The sequence below is a fragment of the Catellatospora bangladeshensis genome (assembly GCF_016862575.1).
Taxonomy (GTDB): Bacteria; Actinomycetota; Actinomycetes; order Mycobacteriales; family Micromonosporaceae; genus Catellatospora; species Catellatospora bangladeshensis.
In genome coordinates, this window is the sequence record NZ_BONF01000027.1 from 54261 (window position 1) to 74096 (window position 19836).

Below are 19836 nucleotides of genomic sequence, written 5' to 3' on the forward strand. Positions count from 1 at the left end.
CGAGCATTGCATCGATGGTTTGATCTGCATCGTGTGAGACCTCATGCGCGCGCCGGAGAACGGTGGCTCGGAGACGGGAGTCAATGGCAATGGTGTAGTTCCTGTAGATGTTATGTGCACACAAGCGGAACGGTTCCTTCCTGGTGGAGAACGACGACTGCGGTCGATCCATCAAATTTGAGACAAGATCCCGGTCCGATTGACGAGATAGTTTCTCGGCGAAGTTGATTGTGATGCGGATGTTGACGCGCTGGCTGCGGCGTCGCGCTGTGGGCATCGAAAGCCAGCGTTCACATATTTGCGTGCGTCCGGAGAGGCTGGAGTTCGGCCTCGCCTTGCTGCTGGGTTATGCCATGCTCCTGCGACACGAGACAAGAGACAAGAGACAAGAGACAAGAGACAAGAGACAAGGTGACTACGTCAGTATGGCCACGCCGGTGCATGCGAGCTCATGGATAACTTCCGCGCCACCGCAATATCCAACGGTGACAGGACCGGCTCAGGTCACCAAGGTGAGTCTGCCCTGCCTGCGGCCGGCAGAACCCGCGGCGCCGCCTTCGATGGCCGTCGGAATGAGGCCGAAAACATGCCTGTTCAGCTCAGGCAGGTGAAGGTGCAGCTCTTTGGCGATCTCGGCGGGTGACTGCCCATCAGCGCGGACCGCCTGAAAAACCTTCGCGAGGACCTGTGAGGTTTCTGGCGAGATCCCGTCGGGTTCGGTGCTGCGGTAGCCCATCCGTGACAGGTTGACGCAGACACTTCGGTAACCCCACTCGGTCAGCAGGTCGACCTCGTGCAGGCGGTGCGCAAGCGCCATCGCCGACACCCGCCAACGTGACTTCCACGCGATGATCCGGTCGGTCATCGCGCCCTGCAGGCTATGCGACAGCACATCACCGCGAGGCATCAGGAACGCCGCCGCGAACCGGTTGGCCTCCTGCTCGGCATCCGGGCCGTGCGGTTCCCGGTGCTCACTGTGCAGCACCAGATGACCTAGCTCGTGAGCGCTGTCGAACCGGATGCGCTCGCCGGACTTGCTCACGTCCAGCAGAACCAGAGGGTCCTTGCCCCGGTAGGTTGAGAACGCGTCGACGTCGGCGCATTCGGCCGACAGGGAGTACACGCGGACGCCGTGCGCTTCCAGGAGATGGATCATGTTGGCGATGGGTGCCTGTCCCAGACCCCAGCGGGCGCGGACCATCTCCGCAGCGGTCTCCGGGTCGGTCTTGGGCAGGTGCGGCACGTCGGGGGAGGGCAGGACGAAGCGCTCGTCGATCCAGTCGTTGAGCAGCAGCGCGATCCGCCCGGCGCTGCGCGCGGCGTCTCGCCGGAACGCCGGTGTCTTGCTCAGTGCCCGGAAGCTGATCGCCTCGATGGGGATCTCGTCCAGCTCCGAGGCAAAGAAGAAGGAGACTGGAAAGCCGAGCGTCTTGCTCAGCTCGCGGAGGTTGTCGAGGCTGGGCTGCTGATGGCCGTTCTCGTACGCGGACAGGCTGCGCGCGCTGATGCCAGTCGCCTGGGCGAGCTTGACCAGCGAGAGCCCTCGCCGTTTACGGGCCAAGATCAGGCGACTGGTGGTCAGCGTGTCCATAAGATGATCAAACCAGGTTCAGGTCAGCGACGTGCGACGAGGATGTCGATGTCCCGCGGGAACTCCTCAGGCGGCAGGTTCAGATGCGCCTGGGGCTCGCGCGGCAACGGCGCGAACAGGATGCGCTCCTGCCAACCGGAAAGCCGTCCACCGGTGGTCGCCACAGGTAGCGACAGCTCGTAGCGGATCTCGTCGGTGCCCAGGTGGTACAGCAGGATCCAGGTCGCCGTGGCGTGCTCGTCCTGCGGGTCCTGCTCGGGCAGCGTGAACAGCTCGAGCTGGACGTTGTCGCCGACGGCCTGCAGCATCATCGGGCCCTTGTGGTACTTGGTCGACGGCTGCGCACCCGGATCACCCGTGCGCTCGTCGCCGAGCGCGGTCACGATCGCGACCTTGCGATCGGGGCTCAGGGTCCGGGCTAGGTTGCGCGGGTTGTCCTTTCCCCACCCAAGCGGGGCGGCGCCTTCGCGCAGCACCCGCACGGTGCGGAAGTACCGGATGAAGCCGCGAGCCATGAGAGGGTCGTTGTCGGTGCACTGGCGGGCTTCGGCCTCGCCGGCTTCGACCGCCATCGTGATGATCTTCGCGGGAATGCCGAGCTTTTCGAGGCGGGGATCACGGGCCCCGCTCTCGTGCACCACATAGTGCGGTCGACTCACGAGTCCTCCAGCCGATCAAGTCTTCATGAAATCCTCCCTCATCTGAGGTTGAAAAACAAGAAACGCGCGCAAGCGGTGTCGCGCTCCACGGCTCGCAAAGTTGCTCTAGCTGTCGAGATGGTGTGGCGGATTTCTCGACCGCCTCGATCAAGGTGCGTGCTCGGTTGCGTGCTCGTACGTCGCGTGCGCTCGCGATACTTCCCGGCACGGACCGAAGAACTTGGGTGACTATTGGCCGAACCCGGCGTGCGGCAGCTCCCGGCCTCTCGCGGCACGAGTCGTCACCTGCTGAAACTTGCCGACACTTCGTGAGCTGGGTTCGCAACCAACTGAGATATATGAGTTCTATCGGTTACTAAAACATCGTAATCACATCGAACTTCACAAAACGGACTCTTAATCCGCGGGTTCGGGGTTCGAGTCCCTGGCGGCGCACCAACGAAGCCCTACCTGATCTGGTCAGGTAGGGCTTCTGGCGTTCCTAGGGTTACGTTCCAAGATCGGTGTCTCGTGTCGAAATGTGCTGTCAGGCCGTAGTTTTTGATGCGATATGCTGATCATCGAGGTGCGAGGTCGGGGCGGTCCGTCAGGTTCGGGGGAGTGGAGACCGGAGGACCGTATGTTCGAGCAGCCGCCGTCCGGTGACGACGTCACGCGTACCGCCTGGATGATCGCGCAGGTGCCGGAAGCCGAGCAGGGCCCCTGGCGCCTGATGCTCAGCTGGCTGCTGGAACGCCGGTTCCGGGAGGAGTCGGACCTGGCGGCGCTGCAGGCCGCGCTGGGCGAGTTCGCGCAGCTGCCCGAGGACACGCCGGGCCGGGCGAAGCTGGCCGCCGTGCTGCTGATGGACGTGTTCGCGCTCGGCAACCTGGACGACGAGGACGCGGTCGGGCTGGCGATGTTCCTGGCCGGGGCGGTACTGGCGGACCCCGCACCGCTGCCGGGCAGCCGTGAGGTCTGTGTCGTCGCGCGGGCGAACGACCTGCTGGTAGCCGCGCAGCGCGGCCGGGCGGGATTCAGCGCGCAGGCCGCCCTCGCCGAGCTGGACGAGATGGCCGTGGTGGTGCGGGACCACGAAGAGCTGGGCATGATCGTCGAGATGGTGCGGCTGGCCATGAACCACCACCTCAGCCGGGTTGCCGGTGACCACGGTCTGGCCGAGCGGCTGGTGGCGGAGGCGGCCGGCCTGGGGGAGCGGATGAGCGCCGGTGCGCCGGACAACATCGAGGCCGCGGTCCTCGCCCTGACGCTGGACGCGTACGCGAAGATGACGCGCGGCGACAAGCCGGGTGCGCGGGAGGCGTACGACAAGCTCCTGGCCGTGGCGGAGCAGCTGCCGCCGGACCACCCGCAGCGAGCGGACCTGGCTGCGCTGCGTACGGCGATGACGCCGCTCTTCAGCCTGATGGAAGACCCGGACCTGGACGACCCGGAAGGGCTGGCCGCGCTGCGCGAGCTCGCCGACGCGCCGGGGGCTGGCCCGCTGGAGCGGGCGTTGCGGCTGAGCGCCTCGGGAGCGTTGAAGGCACACACCGCTGGGGACCGTCCGGAGCTGCTCGATGAGGCGGTGGCGGAGCTGGCGGAGGCGGTCCGGGTGGCACCGGAGCAGGACCCCCGCGCGTCGTTCTACCGCCAGCAGCTCGGCAGCGCACGGTTGATGCGTTACGAGCGCAGCGGGCACGCCGACGATCTCGTGGTGGCCACCGCCGACCTGGAGCACGCGCGTACGTCGATGCGCACCGCCATGCACCGGCTGTGGCCGCAGGTGTGCATGCCGCTGGCGCACGCCTACCGCCTGGCGGGCCGCGCGGCGCTGTCCCGTGACACCGCGCTCAGCGGTCTGCGCGGTCACGCCTGGAGCGCGCTGCTGCAGTCCGGCGCGGCGGCCGCGGCGGCCGCCGCCCAGGACGCCGCGGCGAACGCGATCGACACCGCCTACTGGTGCGCCGCCGACGGCGAGGCCGAGACGGCCGCGCGCGCCCTCGACATGGGACGCGGCCTGATCCTGCACGCGGCGACGGAGCGGCGGGCGATCCCGGAGCGGCTGATCGAGCTGGGCGAGCCGGAGCTGGCCGAGCGGTGGCGGGCCGCGGTGGCGTCGTCCGGCGTGGACGAGGCGCCCGCCCCGCTGCGCCATCACGTGATGACCGTGCTCGCGGGCATCCCGGTGGACGCCGACGGCGTCGCCCTGGACAGCCCGGGGGCGGGGTCGGCCCGGCTGCTGGACGCGCCGGATCCGCACGAGGTGCGGGCGGCGCTGCGGGCGCTCGGGATGGACGCGCTGGTGTACCTGGTGCCGGGTCACCCCGGCGGGGGCACCGGCTTCGCGGTGGTCGTCCCGGCGGACGAGCCGGCCACGGCGCTGATGCTGCCCGGCCTGCGGGACGTGCCGGCGGGCTTCGTCTCCGGCGGCACCCGGGACCTGCCGCGGCAGGCCGGGCCGGAGCGTGACGTGGTGGCGGCGCGCGGCCGGGCGGGCCTGGACGACGTCTGCGACTGGGCGTGGCGGGTGGCGATCGGTCCGCTGCTGGAAGGCGCCCTGCCGGCACAGCCGGGCGGCGCACTCCGGCGGGTGGTGCTGATCCCGATGCGCGAGCTGACGCTGGTGCCATGGCACGCCGCGCGGCAGGCCGTGGCCGGTGGGCACCGCTACGCGGTGGAGCAGGCGGTGTTCTCGTACGCCCCCTCGGCGCGGCTGCTCTGCGACGCGGCGTGGGCGCCCGAGGTCCCGCTCGACGGCAGCGCGCTGGTGCTGGGCGATCCCGCGACGGGCACCGCGCCGGAGCTGCCCGCGGCCCGTGCCGAGGCGCTGGCGGTGTACGAGGCCTTCTACGGTCAGGGGGTGTATCTCGGCCGCGCCGGGACCGGCGGCACGGCGCCCGCCGGGGCGGGCACCCGGCGCGAGGTGCTGGACCGGCTGCTCGACGGCACCGCGGGCACCGTGCTGCACCTGGCCTGTCACGGCGTGACGCGGGCGGGCGAGGGCGTCGCGGGGGCGGTCACCGGGGGCGAGTCGTCCTACCTGGTGCTGGCGGGCGGCGAGCGGCTGTCCGCCGAGGAGCTGGTCGGGGTGCTCGCCACGCAGGCGCGCCGCCCGGTCGCGGTGTCCGTGCTCGCGGCCTGCAACAGCGGGGTCTCCGGCCGGGGGCACGACGAGGCGTTCAGCGTCGCCACGGCGCTGCTGGCGGGCGGGTCCCGGGCGGTGGTGAGCACGCTGTGGAGCGTGCCCGACGCGCCGACGTCGGCGCTGATGTTCATGTTCCATCACTACCTGCGCCGCGAGGGCTGCCGCCCGCTGGACGCGCTGCACCGGGCGCAGCTGTGGATGCTCGCCCCGGACCGGCAGGTCCCCGAGGAGATGCCAGAGGAGCTGCGCGCCGTCGCGCGGCACGCGCAGGCGGGTGTCGACGGCTGGGCGGGGTTCTTCCACACTGGGCGGTGACCGCCGAAGAAATTCTGTCCCGGGCCGATGAGTCCGGGGCGGGTGGCTCGTCTTACCGGGTGTCAGCGACATCCGGTACGGAATACGAGGAGCCTTCCATGGGCATCACACACGGCAACGGGCAGTACGCCGAGGTCAACGGCCTGAACATGTACTACGAGACGCACGGCTCCGGCCGTCCGCTGATCCTGCTGCACGGTGGGCTCGGCTCGGGCGAGATGTTCGGCGCGGTGCTGGCCGCGTTCGCCGAGCACCACCAGGTGATCCTGCCGGACCTGCAGGGCCACGGCCGCACCGCCGACATCGACCGGCCGCTGGACGTGCGCCTGATGGCGGGTGACATCGCGGCGCTGATCGACCACCTCCGCCTGGACCGGCCCGACCTGGTCGGCTTCTCGCTGGGCGGCGGCGTGGCGGCGGCGACCGCCGCGCAGCACCCGGAGAAGGTGGGCCGACTGGTCATCCAGTCGACCTACCTGCGCACCGACGCGGTGTACCCGGAGATCCTGGCGCAGCAGGGGCAGGTGAATGCGGCCGCAGCCGAGTTCATGAAGGAGACCCCGATGTACGAGCTGTACCAGCGGGTCGCGCCGCGGCCGGAGGACTTCGGCCGGCTGCTCGACAAGATCGGGGCGGCGATGGCGGTGCCGATGGACCTCACCGAGGAGGTGCGCGGGCTGCAGGTGCCGACGCTGATCGCGGCCGGTGACGCCGACATGGCCCCGCCGAGCCACTTCGTTGAGGCGTTCGCGCTGCTCGACGGCGGGCAGCGGGACGGCGGCTGGATGGGGGAGGGTCGGCCGAAGGGCGGGCACGCGCTCGCCATCCTGCCCGGCGTGACCCACTACAGCGCCTGCGACTCGCCGCTGTTCCCCGCGACCGCCCTGGCCTTCCTCGACCAGCCGCAGCCCTGAACCGGACGGCCGGCGCACCCGCTCGGCCGCCGGTGGTTCAAGGCTCTCTTCGTGCTCGTCCCTGCGGCATGAAGAGAGCCTTGACATTTTTGATCATGGGCTCAGGTCTGCCGGTCCGTCAGGGTTCCCATACCCACGTGCCCGGAGGAAGCCATGACCCAGGAACGATCGCAACCCCCCGACGCCATCAGCCGCACCGGCTGGGCGGTCGCGCAGATGCCCGAGGACGAGAGGGCACCGTGGCGTTTCGCGCTCTGCTGGATGCTGGAGTGCCGCTACAGCACCGGGCGCGACCCTGGTGATCTGAAAGCGGCGGTCGCCGAGTTCGAGCGCCTGCCCGAGGCGACGCCCGGCCGGCGGAAGCTGGCGGCGGTGCTGCTGGTCGATCTGGTCAAGACCGGCAGGCTGCGTGACGAGCCCGCGGTGGCACAGGCGATGGCGCTGGCCGACGTCGTGCGGGCGGACCCCGCGCCGCTGGCGGGCAGCCGTGAGGCCTGCGCCGTGGTCCGCGCGCTGGATCTGCAGCTGGCCGGTATGAACGGGCGGGCCGGGTTCAGCCCTCAGGCCGCGTTGGCGGAGCTGGACAGGCTGGAAACGGAGGTCGGCGGCATGGAGCCGCACAGCTCCATGATCGCCTCGGCTCGCCTGGCGATGAGACACCTGCTCAGCACGGTGGCCGGTGACCACTCGCTGGCCGACCAGATGTCTGACGACCTCGCGGAGTTCAGGAAACGGCTGCCACCGGACTCGCCGGCGGTGGGCCACCTCGATCTCATGGACCTGCTCATGGCGGGCTACGCGCAGGCGATGCGGGGTGATCTCGCCGGTGCGAGGAAGGCCTACGACGCCATCCTCGACGCGATGCGCCAGCTGCCGGAGAGCGATCCCCGGCGCGCGCAGCTGGCGCACATGCAGGCCACGATGGCGCCGCTGTTCCGCCAGACACAGGACGGCGGCGTCGCCGATCCGCGGCTCAGGGGCAAGGGCAGCACGCCCTACGACGCCACCGTGGCCGCCGAGCTGGCCCAGCTGCGGGCTCTGGCCGACGTGCCGGGGCTCGACCCCGCCGAGCGGGCCCTCCGCATGGGCACCTCCGGCGCGGCGAAGATGGGGGTGGGCGCCGACCACCCGCCCGTGCTCGACCAGGCGATCATCGAGCTGGCCGAGGCGGTCGCGATCTCGCCGGAGCACGATCCGCGACGGCCTTTCTACCGGCTGCAGCTGGGCGTCGCGCGGATGCTGCGATTCGAATCGAGAAAACGGATCACCGACCTGCAGGACGGCACCGCGGAGCTGGAGCGCGCGAGAACGGCGCTGGGCACCACCGCACACGCGATGTGGACCATGACGAGCATGCCGCTGGCCCACGCGTACCGGCTCTCCGGGCGCAAGGCGCTGTCCCGGGACACCGCGCTCAGCGGTCTGCGTGGACACGCCTGGAGCGTGCTGCTCCAGTCGGACGCCCCGGCGGCCGCGGCGGCTGCCCGGCACGCCTCGGACGACGCCATCGACGTCGCGCGCTGGTGCGTCTCGGACGGCCGGCCGGACCTGGCGGCGCGGGCGCTCGACATGGGACGCGGCCTGATGCTGCATGCCGCGACGGAGCGGCGGGCCATCCCGGAGCGGCTGATCAAACTGGGCGAACCGGGTCTGGCCGAGCAGTGGCGCACCGCGGTCGCATTGAGCGGTGTGGAGGAGGCGCCGGCACAGCTGCGCCACCGGGTGATGAGCGTGCTGGCCGGCATCCCGGTGGACGACGACGGGGCTGCGCTGGACAGCCCGGCCACGGGATCGGCCCGGTTGCTGGACGCGCCGGACGGGCCGGAGATCCACGCGGCACTGCGCATGCTTGGGTTCGACGCCCTGGTCTACCTGGTGCCCGGTGACGGGAAGAACGGCATGGCGGTGATCGTGCCGGCGGAGGACCAGGCCAGCACACTGCTGCTGCCCGAGCTGGACGACGTTCCCGCCGGGTTCCTGGCCGACGCCGCCCGGGAGCTGCCGGACGACCCGCGGCTCGGGCCGGACCGCGACCTGTCGGTGCGCGGACGGGCGAAGCTGGAAGACGTCTGCGACTGGGCCTGGCGGGTGGCGATCGGCCCGCTGCTGGAACGCGGGTTGCGGGCGCACCGGGCGCCGGCCGACGGCCCACCCCGGGTGGTGCTGATCCCGATGCGGGAGCTGTCGGCGGTGCCGTGGCATGCGGCGCGGCGGCAGGTGAACGGACGCTACCGCTACGCGTTGGAGCAGGCTGTCTTCTCGTACGCGCCGTCGGCACGGCTCATGTGCGACGCGGCTTGGGCGTCCGACGTCCCGCTCGACGACTCGGCGCTGGTGCTGGGCGATCCCGATGCCGGCGGCGCGGCCGACCTGCCCGCCGCCCGCGCGGAAGCGCTCGCGATACACGGCGCCTTCTACCGGCAGGGCGTGTACCTCGGCCGTACGGCGACGGGCGCCCCCGCAGCGGCGGGCGCGGGCACCCGGCGCGAGGTGCTGGACCGGCTGCTCGACGGTACGGCGGGATCGGTGCTGCACCTGGCCTGCCACGGGGTGACCAGGCGGGCCGAGTACGAGCAGGTGGGCGCCGCGGGGGAGTCGTCGTATCTGGCGCTGGCCGGCGGCGACCGGCTGTCCGCGGAGGAACTCGTCGGGGCGCTCACCGCGCGGCCCGAGCGGCCCGTGGGACTCTCCGTGCTCGCGGCCTGCAACAGCGGCGTCCCCGGGCGCGGCCATGACGAGGCGTTCAGCGTGGCGACGGCCCTGCTGGCGGGCGGCTCCCGGACGGTGGTCAGCACGCTGTGGAGCGTGCCCGACACGCCGACCTCGGCGCTGATGTACATGTTCCACCACTACGTGCGGCGGGAGGGCTGCCGCCCGCTCGACGCGCTGCACCGCGCTCAGGTGTGGATGCTCACGCCCGACCGGCGGATCCCCGAGAAGATGCCGGAACCGTTGCGCCCCGCGAGCGGCCGGGAGCAGAGCATCGACGGCTGGGCGGGTTTCTTCCACACCGGGCGCTGATCGGGCAAGCCCCGCCGACGACGGTCACGTCGTCGGCGGGGCGCGCCCGTCACGGCCAGATCCGCACCGTCCCACGCAGGTCACGCGCCAGCCGCACCTGGTATTGAGCGTGCAGCCGGTACACCCCGGTGATCTCCTCGTCATTGACGAAGGTGCCGTTGGCCTTGCCCGGTACGGGCTCGATGGTGACGGTCCCGTCGGGTTCGGCGCGCAGGATCGCGTGCTGGCGGTGCACGTTCGGTGTGCTCGCGAAGACCTGGTGGTCAGGGGTTTCGTCGTCGCGGCCGAGCATCCGCACCTCGCCCGGCCAGATCTCCACACTCCCAGCGGCCCCGAAATCGATCGAGGCCAGCGGGGTGGTGAGGCTCTTGCCGCAGCTCACGCAGTCGGCGGCGGTGGCGTCGAACTCCTCCCGCCCGCAGCTCCAGCACTCGCGGGCGGCTGCCCCGCCTGCAGGCTCGGCCTCGGGGTCGTGCGGCCGGGCAGGCAGGTTGCACGGGCCGGGGCACGTACGTGTGGGCAGCAACGGGGTGACGTGGCCGTTCGCACACCTCATCAGCGCCCGGGTCACCGGACCACCTCGCCGACCAGCACCTCAGGGCCCGCTTCCGGTTGAGCTGGCACGATCGCGGTGGCGGCCGGCGGCTCGTCGCCGGCCCGCCGCTCGGTGATGTCGAGGTCGACCCGGCCGGTGGTCGTGTCGGTGCGGATGGAGCGCACGTCGAGGTGGACGCCCGGCGCGATGTCCCGGTCGAACAGGTGCCGGGCCAGCGGATTGATGAAGCGGCTCTCCAGCTGGTTGCCGATGCCCCGCCCGCCGTTGTCCAGATCGGCGGTGCAGAGCGTACGCAGCACCTCGGCGGCGTCCGCCGACAGGTCGACCTGCATGCGGTGCTCGGCGCGCAGCCGTTGCCGGATGTTGCCGAGCTGCAGCGCGAAGACCTCGTCGGCCACCTCCGGCGAGATGAAGTCGAACACCACGATGTTGTCGCCGAGCCGGTTCAGCAGTTCGGGACGTCCCAGCACGCTGATGAAGTGGTGCTTGACCGTCTCCCGCACCTCCCGCTCCAGCTCCCGGTAGGACAGCTCGCCGGGACGGATCTTCTGGGTGCGCTCGTGGGTCTGCTGGTCCTCGTCGATGATGCCGAGATTCGAGGTGAAGATCAGGACGCACTCGGTGAAGTGAGTGGTCAGGCCCTGGCCGTCGGTGAGCCGGCCGTCCTCCAGGATCTGCAGGAACTTGTCCAGGACCCGATGGTGCGCCTTCTCGATCTCGTCGAACAGCACGACCCGGAACGGCTGCCGGCGCACCGCCCCGGTCAGCTCGCCACCCGCCTCGAAACCGACGTACCCCGGCGGCGCGCCGATCAGCCGGTGGTCCGAGTGCTCGGCGGCGAACTCGCTCATGTCGAACCGCAGGTAGGCATCGGCGTCACCGAACAGCACCTCGGCCACGCTCTTGGCCAGCTCGGTCTTGCCGACACCGGTCGGTCCCGCGAAGAACAGCACACCCCGTGGGCGGTGCGCAGAGCTCGACGCCTGCGCGCCGGACAGCCCGAGCGCGGCTCGCTTGAGGATGTCCAGCGTCTTCAGCACCGCCTGGTCCTGGCCCAGCACCTTCCGCGGGATCTCGGCTTCGCCGAGCTGGATCTGGCCGCGGATGCTGGCGCGCCGCCACGGGTTGTCGTCGATGCCCAGCTTGTAGATCCGGACCGCGTCGCCGATCTCGTCGAGCCGCAGCCCCCGGTCGTGCGCCAGGCGGCTCGTCTCGCGGATGCCGAGCACGGTCATCCCGTCGGTGCGGCGCGCGAACCCGTCGATCAGCTGCGCCAGCTCCTCGCCGGACGTCTCCGGCGCCATGGGGATGCCGGCGCCGTAGATGCGCGCCGCGGCACGCCGCTCGTCGAGGCCGGGCATCGGCACCGCGATCGTCCGGATGCGCTCGATGCCCGCGGTCAGCCAGGCGGGCAGGTCGCGCTCGCCCTCCACGAGCCAGATCACCGGGTTGAACACCCCTGCCGGGTGCGCCGGAGAGTGGCCGCGCGGTTCCGCCGTGAGCGCTATCTGCTGGCAGAACAGGAAGAAGTCCCGCTCGGCCTCGTCCAGCTGCGCCATCGACCGGGGTATGCGCGCGGCGTACCCGATGACGAAAGCGGCCTTGACCCCCTCCGGCCGCGGCGGCTCGGGCGGTGCCGCCTGCTGCGGCACGCCGGGAGCCGGCGCCTGTCCCGGCACCGGCGGCGGCGGGGCCGCCGTCGGCGGCGCGGGGGTGCCCACCAGCCGCGACAGGTGGGTGCGCAGCTCCATGAGGGTGGGCTGGCTGCCCAGCACCCGCCGGCCGAGCAGGCGGGTGGCCGCCTCGGCCGAGGCGCGGTCCCGCGGCGGGTACTCGGAGATGCCGTGCACCGGGTCGTAGTAGACCATGGCCTCGTACCCGGCCGACTGCAGCGCGATCCACAGCAGTTCGCGCAGGTCCACCGGGTAGCGCTGATCCGGCGCCTCCGGCGAGGGCACCAGGTACTGGTCGTGGATGTTGCCGTGCAGCACGTACTGCGCGTGCACCGACAGGGTGCCCTCGAGTTCCCGGACGAACGCCGGCAGGCCGCTCGTGCTCACTTGATCACCTTGTAGTCCGGCGTCGTGCTGGTCTGCCCGGGTGCTTCGATGAGGCCGGTCGGCGCGTCGACGACCTCGTGGCGGAGGTCCAGCCGCACCGGCCGCCCGCCGAGCTCGCCGTTGGCCTGAAGCTGGGCGAAGACGCCGTTGACGACCTCGGCGAAATCGGCGCAGTTCGCCCGCTCCTGCTGCTGCGACTGGACTCCGGCGGCCGAGCGGGTCCGCCACAGCCGGCTGTCCACGTGGTCGGCGCTCAGCTCGATGCGTCCGAGGTGGTGCCGGTTCCAGCCGGGACGGTGCACGGTCAGGCCGACCCGGCCCGACACGGTCTCGATGCGCACCTCACAGCGCGCCTGCTCCAGTCCCGCGGCCACCAGGTCGCGCAGATGCCGGCAGCGGGCGATCTCCTCGGCGCGGACCATGGCGGCCTCCGCCTCCCGCCGGTCCTGCTCGGTGAGCGCGCGCTCGCCGCGCAGCACCAGTTCCAGCCGGTTCACCAGCGCGGCAGTCGGCGGCTCGACGCCGAGCTCCGGCCCGATGAGCGGCTGGCGCAGCGCCTGCAACCAGAAGGACGCCTTCCGGCGGGCCACCGCCCGGGGATTGACCTCACGTTCGATGCACAGTTTCAGATCGTTGAGGCGGGCCTCGGCCATGTCCAGGGAATCCGTCGCCACCCGGGCGGCCAGCCGCAGCACCTCGTGCTGGTCGTCCTCCAGCCGGTCCGGGTCGACGCTCGCCAGGAGGTCGTCGAGCTCCGGCTGGATGTCCAGGGCGAAGTCGATGCCATCGTCGGCCACACCCGGCTGGCGGATCACGACCGTTGGCGTCATTCCCGCCAGCAGTTCCGCGCGCCGCTGCTCGATGAGCTCGGCCGCGCTCAGCACCGGGTCGCCCGCGGGCAGGGCCGCGGCCATGGCGTCCCGCGCGCCGGCCGAGAAACGGGCTTCCAGCGCCTGGCGTGCGACGCGCAGCCGGGCACGGGCGTCCTTGACCCATACCTCGGCGGTGCAGAGGTCCACCCCGGTGAGGTCGAGCTGCTCCGGCAGGTCCAGCACCGGTCCCGGGGAGCGTCCGGCCGCCGCGGCCAGCAGCGCGATCTCGGCGTTCAGGCCGGTGACCTCGCCCGCGGCCAGCTCCCAGAGCCGCCCCATGATCTCGGCCGTGGCCTGCGCCTCGCCCTGCGCCTCCAGCTCGGCGCCCAGCCGGGCGACGGCGTCGGCGCCCTTCGCGACGCCGGCGGCCGCGGCCCGCACGACGAGCAGGGCCGCCGCGCCGACGGTCGCGGCGATCGCCGCCATCACGAGCACGGCTCCCGCCAGCGCGACCGCGGGAATGATGAACAGGAGGACGCCGAGGCCCGCCCCGCCGCCGCTCATGCCGCCACCTCCGCCCGATCCAGGTGGGCCATACCGTCCGCGTTGTCGTTCATCCGGTCCTCCTCGCGCTCGTACTCGGCCAATCTGAGTTCGTGCTGCATCGCCCTGCGGTCCGCCTGCCAGCGCCGGAGCCGGACCGGCGCCCACGCCAGCAGGCCCAGGGCGGTCACCAGCGGGATCGCCATCGGCACGTACACCGTCACCGCGGCGGTGAGGGCGAGCGCCAGCACGACGATGCCGAGTGACCACATCTCGCGACCGCGCACCCGGCGCGCCACCCGTCCGAGATGGACGATGCTCTGGTGCAGCAGGGAGTAGCGCGGCCAGTACAGGCCTCCCATGAACGACGCCAGCACGAGTTCCAGCGTCAAGACGAGACTGACGGACAACCCCGTGACGATCCAGGCACGCTGCATCGCCGCGAGATCGGCGACTTCGGCGATCTCGCTGAGGCCCAGCAGCATGACCCATACCGCCGCGGCGGCCCCCGCGCCGGCGCCCGCCCAGGCCCGGGCGGTATGCCGCTCCAGGCGCTCGACCTGCGCGCGCATCTCCCCGTGCTCGAGCAGCCACCGCCGTCGCGAGCGGGCCTGCTGCTCCTCGGCGGCCTCACGGAGCAGGAGCGGTCCCACGAACGGCACCAGGACACATGCCACGGCGAGTTCGACCGCGGCGGCGCCCGGCCGCCGCAGCCGGTCGAACCACGGCAGCCGGCCGGACACCTCGGCGCCGAGCCGGCGTTCGGCGTCGGCCAGCCCGGCATGGAGCCGGCCGCGCAGCAACGGCAGGGTATCCGCGCGGCAGGCGGCGATCCAGAGCGTGGCCGCGAGCCGGTCCCGCTCGGCCCTGCCCGCCATGAACTCCCGCGCCCCGGCGTCGTCGATGTTCGCGACCGCGACGGCCCAGTCGTCGGCGTGGCGCCGCCAGGCCTCGTCGATGCCGTCGAGCCCGATCAAACCCTCGTCCGCGTCACGTGTCGGCAGCAGCCGCAGCAGGCGGTGGTGCCACAGCTCGCCCAGGATCGAGTCCACGGTGCTCTGCGGAGCCCGCCAGGCGTCATAGGCGAACGCGACGACCCCGCGCACGGTCAGGTTGGTGTCACGGTAGACGGGGCGGCCGCCCGGGTCGAGGTAACGCAGTAGCCGCAGCAGTGCGACGTCGGCCGGTCCGGGCCGGCGCCGCAGCAGGCCGCGGACGGCATCCCGCTCGGGCGAGGGCTCGTCGAGCCGGTTGATCCAGTCGGCGAGCTCCCGGGCGGGCCGTCCGCGTTTGCCGAAGAGCAGGTTCGCGGTGAACGTCCAGTTGGCCGCCATCTCCACCGCGAGCAGAGCCTTGTCGGTGTAGGGACGGCCCTGGAACAGGTAGGACGGCAGGTCCGGCGCCGGCGGCGCGGGGGACGGCGATGCCGCGCCGCGTACCTCCGGGTCCTCCCCGTCCGCCCAGGCCAGCACCTGCCGCGCCGACCAGCGCAGCCTGGAGTTGCTGTTGAGCAGCCCGCGGCAGAGCAGCAGGACGCGGGGGTCGGCGACCTTCGACAGGTCGAGCGGACCCCGGGCGAGGTGGAGGAAGATCGACTCGTCGCGCATGCCGTCGAAGGGATGCGTGCCCAGGTGCAGCTCGAGCGCCGACATGCCCAGGGCCCACCAGTCCGAGGCCGGCGACACCTCCAGAGCGCGGGACGCGTACTCGGGCGGCACGTAGCGGGTGGTGCCGGAGGTCGTGACGCTGCGGGTGCGCGCTCCGGGGACGTGCATGCTGATGCCGAAGTCGCCCAGGGCCGTCTCCAGCGGCTGCCCGCCACCGGGATCGTTGCGGCGCACCAGCATGTTGGCCGGCTTCACGTCCCGGTGCACGATGCGGTGCGCGTGCATCTGCTGCAGCGCCAGCGCCGTCTGGCGCACGATCGCCGTGATCTCCTCGGTGCTGAGCGCCCCGCGCTCCCGCCCGGCCGCCAGCTCGGCAACCGAACGGCTGGGCAGGTGCTCCATCAGCTCGTAATCGAAGCCGTTCAGCCGGCCCGCCTCGTAGACCCGGACCAGGTGCGGGTTGCCCTCGTGCCCACCGTGGTCGGCCAGATAGGCCAGAACCTCAGCCGACGGGCCTTTTCCCGGCTCGTAGATCTTCAGCACCGCGTGCCCGTGCGCGGCGTGGTGCACCAGGAACAGCCGTGCCTGCCCACCACGCCGTAGCTCGTCGACCGGCTCGAACCGGTCCCGGAAAGCCGCCGGCATGCCGGGTGCGCTCCACTCGGCCAGCTGCGGATCCTCACCCCGGCCCGGGTCGATCACCGTCGCCGGCACACCGCCGTCGCCCCCGTCGTCACCCGGTCCGCCATGCCCGGCGCCTGCCGCGCGCGGTCCGTCAGTACCCGGCGGCGGCATCTCCCGTCCGGGATCGATGCTCGTCGCGGGTGGAGGCGGCACACGACCGCCCTCGCCGTGCGGGTCCGACCCGCCGGTGTCGGCACTCATCTGCCTTCCCTTCTCCCGCTGAGAGGGCGGGGCCTCACTCGAGGACGTGGTTAGGAGCGATCAGGAATGGACCTGAGAAACACCCTTCGTTCGCCGCCCGGCCGGGGCTCCGGCGATGGCGATCCGGCTTCGCCGGCACGCTGTTATCTGGCGGACAGTGCGCGTCCGTGCCCCCCGGCCGAGCCGCACGGCGCGCGCCGCGCACGGCGGGGTGCGCGGCGATGACCGCGAGGGAGCGCAGAGGACAGCGTGAGCGCCTGTCCGCATTGGAGCGCCTGAGCTCCCGCTACCACGGCCGGGCCGACGGCAGCCGCTGGGCGCGTCGGCAGGGCGGGGCGACGGCCGAGGCGGGAGTGCCGCTGTGGACCGCGTACATCGGCATGCTGCAGCGGCGTGCCGCGCGCTCGTCGCACCTGCTGGTGCGCCGCCTCCGCCAGCACAACGCCAGGGAGCTGCGGCTGCTGACCGGAGCCGCGTTGCGGGTGATCCAGGAGCACGAGCGGCACGGCGAGCCGCGGCTGGCCACATCGGGGCGGTTCATCGAGGCGGTGACCGCGTGGAAAGGCGAGTATGCCCGGCATCGGCGCCTGGCGGAGGCGTCGGCCCAGCACTACAACCAGTTGATCAACTTTTATTGGATCCACTTCCTGCGCGCCGCGGGTATCTCGCCGGCCTTCTCGTCGCGGACCGGTCCCCGCCCGGAGGCGACCGACGTCGACCCGATCTGGTCGAAGCAGGATCCCTTCGCGCTGCTGTCCGATCTGGACGCGGGGGATGTCGCCGAGGCCGGCGCCACCGGGGCGGAATGGATCATCCGACGGGCACTGGAGATCGTGGAGGGACGTGCGGTATGAGAACGAGACTGATGGCGACGGCCGGGCGGGCGGTGAGCTGGTCGCTGGGGGCGGTGATGACGCTCGGCGCGCTCCCGGCGCTGGGCGGCTGCGACGAGCCGCGGTTGGCTGACGGATGCGTGGTGGTGGTGGACGGGTCCGGCTCCGGCCGGGCGGACGGCGGCTTCGACGTCGCCGGCGAGCTCAACGGCAGCCTGGTGAAGTTCGTGCGGGACAAGGGCTGCCGCATGGTGCGGTTCGCCCCCATCGCGCTCAGCTCGGAGGCCTCACCGTGCCGCGGGGAAGAGGTCGACGTCGACCCGGATTACTCCGGCGGCGGCGGCGTCGACCGGGAGGACGTTCGCAACCAGCGACGCGGCAAGGCGCTGGAGGTGGCACTGCAGCTGCTCGACTGCCTGCACCGCCAGACCGACCAGAACGGCTCGGACGTGCTCGGCGGGCTGAAGCTCGCGGCGCGTGCGCGACCTGCCGACGTGCCGTTCCACGTCCTCGTGGTAAGCGACTTCATCCACGCGGACGGGGTGGAGTACCTCAACCGTGAGGATCTGAGCACCGAGGCCAAGCGAGCGGCGCTGATCGAGCGGTACGCCTCCGAAGGGCGGATCGCCGACCTCTCCGGCGCCTCCGTCTACGGTCTCGGGTTCGGCCAGCTCTACAAGACGGGCAAGGCCGGCGCCTTCGACAGGTTCGAGACCTTCTGGAAGACGCTGCTGCTCGACCACGCCCACGCCGCCCAGTTCCACGTCCTGTAGAGGAGATCGAGATGCGACACCTGTGGCGCCGGCTGCGCGGGCTGTTCGGCCCGCCCCGGCAGTCCATGCCGCCCGCGGACCCTGGTCCGCCCGCACGCTCGGTGCCCCAGCAGCGGGCCACCCCGCAGCGCACCATGGCCGCGGCGGTGACCGAAGCCAGGGCCAAAGGCACCGCTGACGGCCGGTCCGGGATGTTCGACCAGTGGTCGCTGGCCCCGGACACGGCTCCGCGTTATGTCAGGCAGCTGCAGGCCCAGCGCGAGGCGGAGAAGTCCGGCAGCGAGCAGGCCGGGCTGCGGGCGCTGATGGTCGAGGAGGCGCGGCGCCGGCCGCTGCGCGCCCGCGAGCGTGCCGACCAGGTGCGCGCCGGTCGGCTGGCCGGCCGCCTCGACGAGACCCTCGCGTTGATGGAGGGCGCCCGGCAGCGCATGCGGCTGCTCGCCGCGATCGAAGCGCGGGTGGAGCTGGTGCGCCGGCTCGGCCGCCGCGGCCTGGACGAGGTCAGGTCGACCTGGACCGACGAGCTCGACACGCTGAACGGCGACCCGCTGCCGGCCGGGCCGTACGCGAGCTCGCTGGGCGCCGGCTCGCCGGCGCCGACGGGCGTGCCCGCGGTCGAGGCCGGGCCGAGCGGCGTCGACCGGGCCGCGCCGAGCCGGCCGGGGACGGACGGCGCCGCCCGGCGGGTGCTGTGGGAGGGACCCGCACCGCGTACCTTCGGCGCGCTGCACAGCTGGCTGCTGCTGGTGCTGCTGATGGCGGTGGAGACGCCGATCCAGTACTACATCTGGGAGTACTTCCACGGCTCGGGCACCGGTGCGGACCGGCTGTTCACCTGGGTGCTCACGGCCTCGTCCGTGGTGCTCATGGTGCTCTTCCCGCACATGGCCGGCCGCGTCTACCGGGCCCGCCGTGCCACCGGCGCCGATCGGCTGGCGGTGCTCATCCCGCTGGTCATGCTGGCGCCGTGGATCTTCGTGGCGGGCATGCTCGGCTATCTGCGGGCGCAGGTGATCGACGTGCCCCCGATGCTGGAAGATCGCACCGAGCTGGACATCCCGCTGAAGAGCGAGGCGCTGCACACGCACATCGCGACCATTGCCGCGGCGTTCATCTGTCTGCTCCTGCTCAGCGGGGCGATCGGCTTCCTGCTCGGGATGGCCGGTCCGCATCCGTACCAGGCGGCCTACGAGTGGAGCGACCGGCGCCGGGAACGGATCGAGGACGAGCTGGTGGCGATCGGCCCTGCGGCCCAGCTGGCGGACGAGGCCCCGTGGTCCACGGATCTGCTGGCCGAGCAGTGGCGCCGGGATAGGAACGTCATCGACGGGATCTACGAGGCCGCCGAGCACGCCTACTACGACGGTGTCGCGCGCGCCATGGCGAACCCCGCGGTGACCGACACGGTGACCCGCGGCGACGCAGGAGTCGGCAGTGTCCGCTGACGCTCTGATCGTCAACCGGGTGCTCTACCCGGTGACCGCCCTCGGGCCCGGCCGGCGTCTCGGCGTCTGGCTGCAGGGCTGTCCGCTCGCCTGCGCCGGGTGCATGTCCCGGGACACGTGGGACCCGGCGATGGGCGAGGTCGTGCCGGTCGCCGAGCTGGCCGCGTTGTGGGACACGGTGCAGGCCGACGGGGCGAGCGGGCTGACCGTGACCGGGGGTGAGCCGCTGACGCAGGCCGACGCGCTCGCCGCGTTCGTGCGACACGTCGCCGGCAACCGGATCGGGCCGGGAGGCGAGGCCGACATCCTCCTGTTCACCGGCTATGAGCTGGATGAGCTCGACCGTCGCCGGCAAGCCGCGCTCGAGGGGGTCGACGTGCTGGTCACCGGCCGGTTCCGGGCGGCCGAGCCGACGCGGCTCGTGCTGCGCGGCTCCGCCAACCAGGTGATGCATCTGCGCACCCCGCTCGGCGAGATGCGCTACCGGGAACTGGCGGCGGCCGAGACCGACACCCCGGCGATGCAGGCGTTCGTCGAGGGGGACAGGCTGCTGCTCAGCGGCGTGCCCCAGCGCGGCACCCTGGCGGTCCTGGAGCGCACGCTGCGAGCGGGCGGGGTACAGCTCGACGGCGTCAGCTGGCGGCCGTGACCACAACCGCGTCACTCGTGATCAAGGCTTCCGGACGGAGCGAGGG

13 protein-coding genes are annotated in these 19836 nt (G+C 71.9%); 7 read left to right on the forward strand and 6 right to left on the reverse strand.

Annotation, left to right across the window (positions count from 1 at the left end; translation table 11 throughout):
- Positions 1-499: 499 nt before the first annotated feature.
- Together Cba03nite_RS22355 and Cba03nite_RS22360 are read right to left on the reverse strand one after the other, a co-directional pair.
- A complete protein-coding gene (locus Cba03nite_RS22355) occupies positions 500-1591 on the reverse strand; it encodes a helix-turn-helix domain-containing protein (protein WP_203749566.1) in 1092 nt (363 codons plus the stop codon).
- A 23-nt stretch (positions 1592-1614) separates the two neighbouring features.
- Positions 1615-2250, reverse strand: a complete 636-nt coding sequence (locus Cba03nite_RS22360) for a hypothetical protein (protein WP_203749569.1) — start codon at positions 2248-2250, stop codon at positions 1615-1617.
- A 619-nt stretch (positions 2251-2869) separates the two neighbouring features.
- Here Cba03nite_RS22360 and Cba03nite_RS22365 point away from each other — a divergent pair.
- The 3 genes from Cba03nite_RS22365 (at position 2870) to Cba03nite_RS22375 (ending at position 9627) form a co-directional block, all read left to right on the forward strand.
- A complete protein-coding gene (locus Cba03nite_RS22365) occupies positions 2870-5692 on the forward strand; it encodes a CHAT domain-containing protein (protein WP_203749572.1) in 2823 nt (940 codons plus the stop codon).
- A gap of 98 nt (positions 5693-5790) precedes the next feature.
- Positions 5791-6606 carry an alpha/beta fold hydrolase gene (locus Cba03nite_RS22370; RefSeq protein ID WP_203749574.1) on the forward strand — a complete coding sequence of 272 codons (816 nt, stop codon included), beginning with the start codon at positions 5791-5793 and terminating at the stop codon, positions 6604-6606.
- Between the two features lie 153 nt (positions 6607-6759).
- Positions 6760-9627: a CHAT domain-containing protein gene (locus tag Cba03nite_RS22375; RefSeq protein WP_203749578.1), complete on the forward strand. Its 2868-nt coding sequence runs from the start codon at positions 6760-6762 to the stop codon at positions 9625-9627.
- Between the two features lie 49 nt (positions 9628-9676).
- Here the strand turns inward: Cba03nite_RS22375 and Cba03nite_RS22380 are convergent, their stop codons facing one another.
- Genes Cba03nite_RS22380 through Cba03nite_RS22395 form a run of 4 tightly spaced genes read right to left on the reverse strand, consistent with a single transcriptional unit; the run spans position 9677 to position 15919 of the window.
- Complete coding sequence (locus Cba03nite_RS22380; RefSeq protein ID WP_203749581.1) at positions 9677-10198, reverse strand: FHA domain-containing protein; 522 nt, start codon at positions 10196-10198, stop codon at positions 9677-9679.
- Positions 10195-12243, reverse strand: a complete 2049-nt coding sequence (locus tag Cba03nite_RS22385; RefSeq protein WP_203749584.1) for an AAA family ATPase — start codon at positions 12241-12243, stop codon at positions 10195-10197. Before Cba03nite_RS22385 ends, Cba03nite_RS22380 begins: the two co-directional genes overlap by 4 nt.
- Positions 12240-13619 carry a hypothetical protein gene (locus tag Cba03nite_RS22390; RefSeq protein ID WP_203749586.1) on the reverse strand — a complete coding sequence of 460 codons (1380 nt, stop codon included), beginning with the start codon at positions 13617-13619 and terminating at the stop codon, positions 12240-12242. Before Cba03nite_RS22390 ends, Cba03nite_RS22385 begins: the two co-directional genes overlap by 4 nt.
- Complete coding sequence (locus Cba03nite_RS22395; RefSeq protein ID WP_203749588.1) at positions 13616-15919, reverse strand: protein kinase domain-containing protein; 2304 nt, start codon at positions 15917-15919, stop codon at positions 13616-13618. The genes Cba03nite_RS22390 and Cba03nite_RS22395 overlap by 4 nt, the downstream gene beginning before the upstream one ends.
- A 392-nt stretch (positions 15920-16311) precedes the next feature.
- Between Cba03nite_RS22395 and Cba03nite_RS22400 the strand changes: the two genes are divergently transcribed.
- Genes Cba03nite_RS22400 through Cba03nite_RS22415 form a run of 4 tightly spaced genes read left to right on the forward strand, consistent with a single transcriptional unit; the run spans position 16312 to position 19790 of the window.
- Positions 16312-16944 carry a hypothetical protein gene (locus Cba03nite_RS22400; protein WP_203749590.1) on the forward strand — a complete coding sequence of 211 codons (633 nt, stop codon included), beginning with the start codon at positions 16312-16314 and terminating at the stop codon, positions 16942-16944.
- Positions 16941-17696, forward strand: coding sequence for a hypothetical protein (locus Cba03nite_RS22405; RefSeq protein WP_203749592.1), 756 nt, complete (start codon positions 16941-16943; stop codon positions 17694-17696). The genes Cba03nite_RS22400 and Cba03nite_RS22405 overlap by 4 nt, the downstream gene beginning before the upstream one ends.
- 11 nt (positions 17697-17707) lie before the next feature.
- A complete protein-coding gene (locus Cba03nite_RS22410; protein ID WP_203749594.1) occupies positions 17708-19141 on the forward strand; it encodes a hypothetical protein in 1434 nt (477 codons plus the stop codon).
- Positions 19131-19790, forward strand: a complete 660-nt coding sequence (locus tag Cba03nite_RS22415) for a 4Fe-4S single cluster domain-containing protein (protein WP_203749596.1) — start codon at positions 19131-19133, stop codon at positions 19788-19790. The genes Cba03nite_RS22410 and Cba03nite_RS22415 overlap by 11 nt, the downstream gene beginning before the upstream one ends.
- Positions 19791-19836: the final 46 nt, after the last annotated feature.

Excerpts from the sequence above, each read along its gene's own strand:
- Cba03nite_RS22365 (WP_203749572.1), top strand. The coding sequence starts at position 2,870 with ATGTTCGAGCAGCCGCCGTCCGGTGACGACGTCACGCGTACCGCCTGG.
- Cba03nite_RS22375 (WP_203749578.1), top strand. The coding sequence starts at position 6,760 with ATGACCCAGGAACGATCGCAACCCCCCGACGCCATCAGCCGCACCGGC.
- Cba03nite_RS22355 (WP_203749566.1), bottom strand. The coding sequence starts at position 1,591 with ATGGACACGCTGACCACCAGTCGCCTGATCTTGGCCCGTAAACGGCGA.
- Cba03nite_RS22390 (WP_203749586.1), bottom strand. The coding sequence starts at position 13,619 with ATGAGCGGCGGCGGGGCGGGCCTCGGCGTCCTCCTGTTCATCATTCCC.
- Cba03nite_RS22400 (WP_203749590.1), top strand. The coding sequence starts at position 16,312 with ATGACCGCGAGGGAGCGCAGAGGACAGCGTGAGCGCCTGTCCGCATTG.
- Cba03nite_RS22405 (WP_203749592.1), top strand. The coding sequence starts at position 16,941 with ATGAGAACGAGACTGATGGCGACGGCCGGGCGGGCGGTGAGCTGGTCG.
- Cba03nite_RS22370 (WP_203749574.1), top strand. The coding sequence starts at position 5,791 with ATGGGCATCACACACGGCAACGGGCAGTACGCCGAGGTCAACGGCCTG.
- Cba03nite_RS22410 (WP_203749594.1), top strand. The coding sequence starts at position 17,708 with ATGCGACACCTGTGGCGCCGGCTGCGCGGGCTGTTCGGCCCGCCCCGG.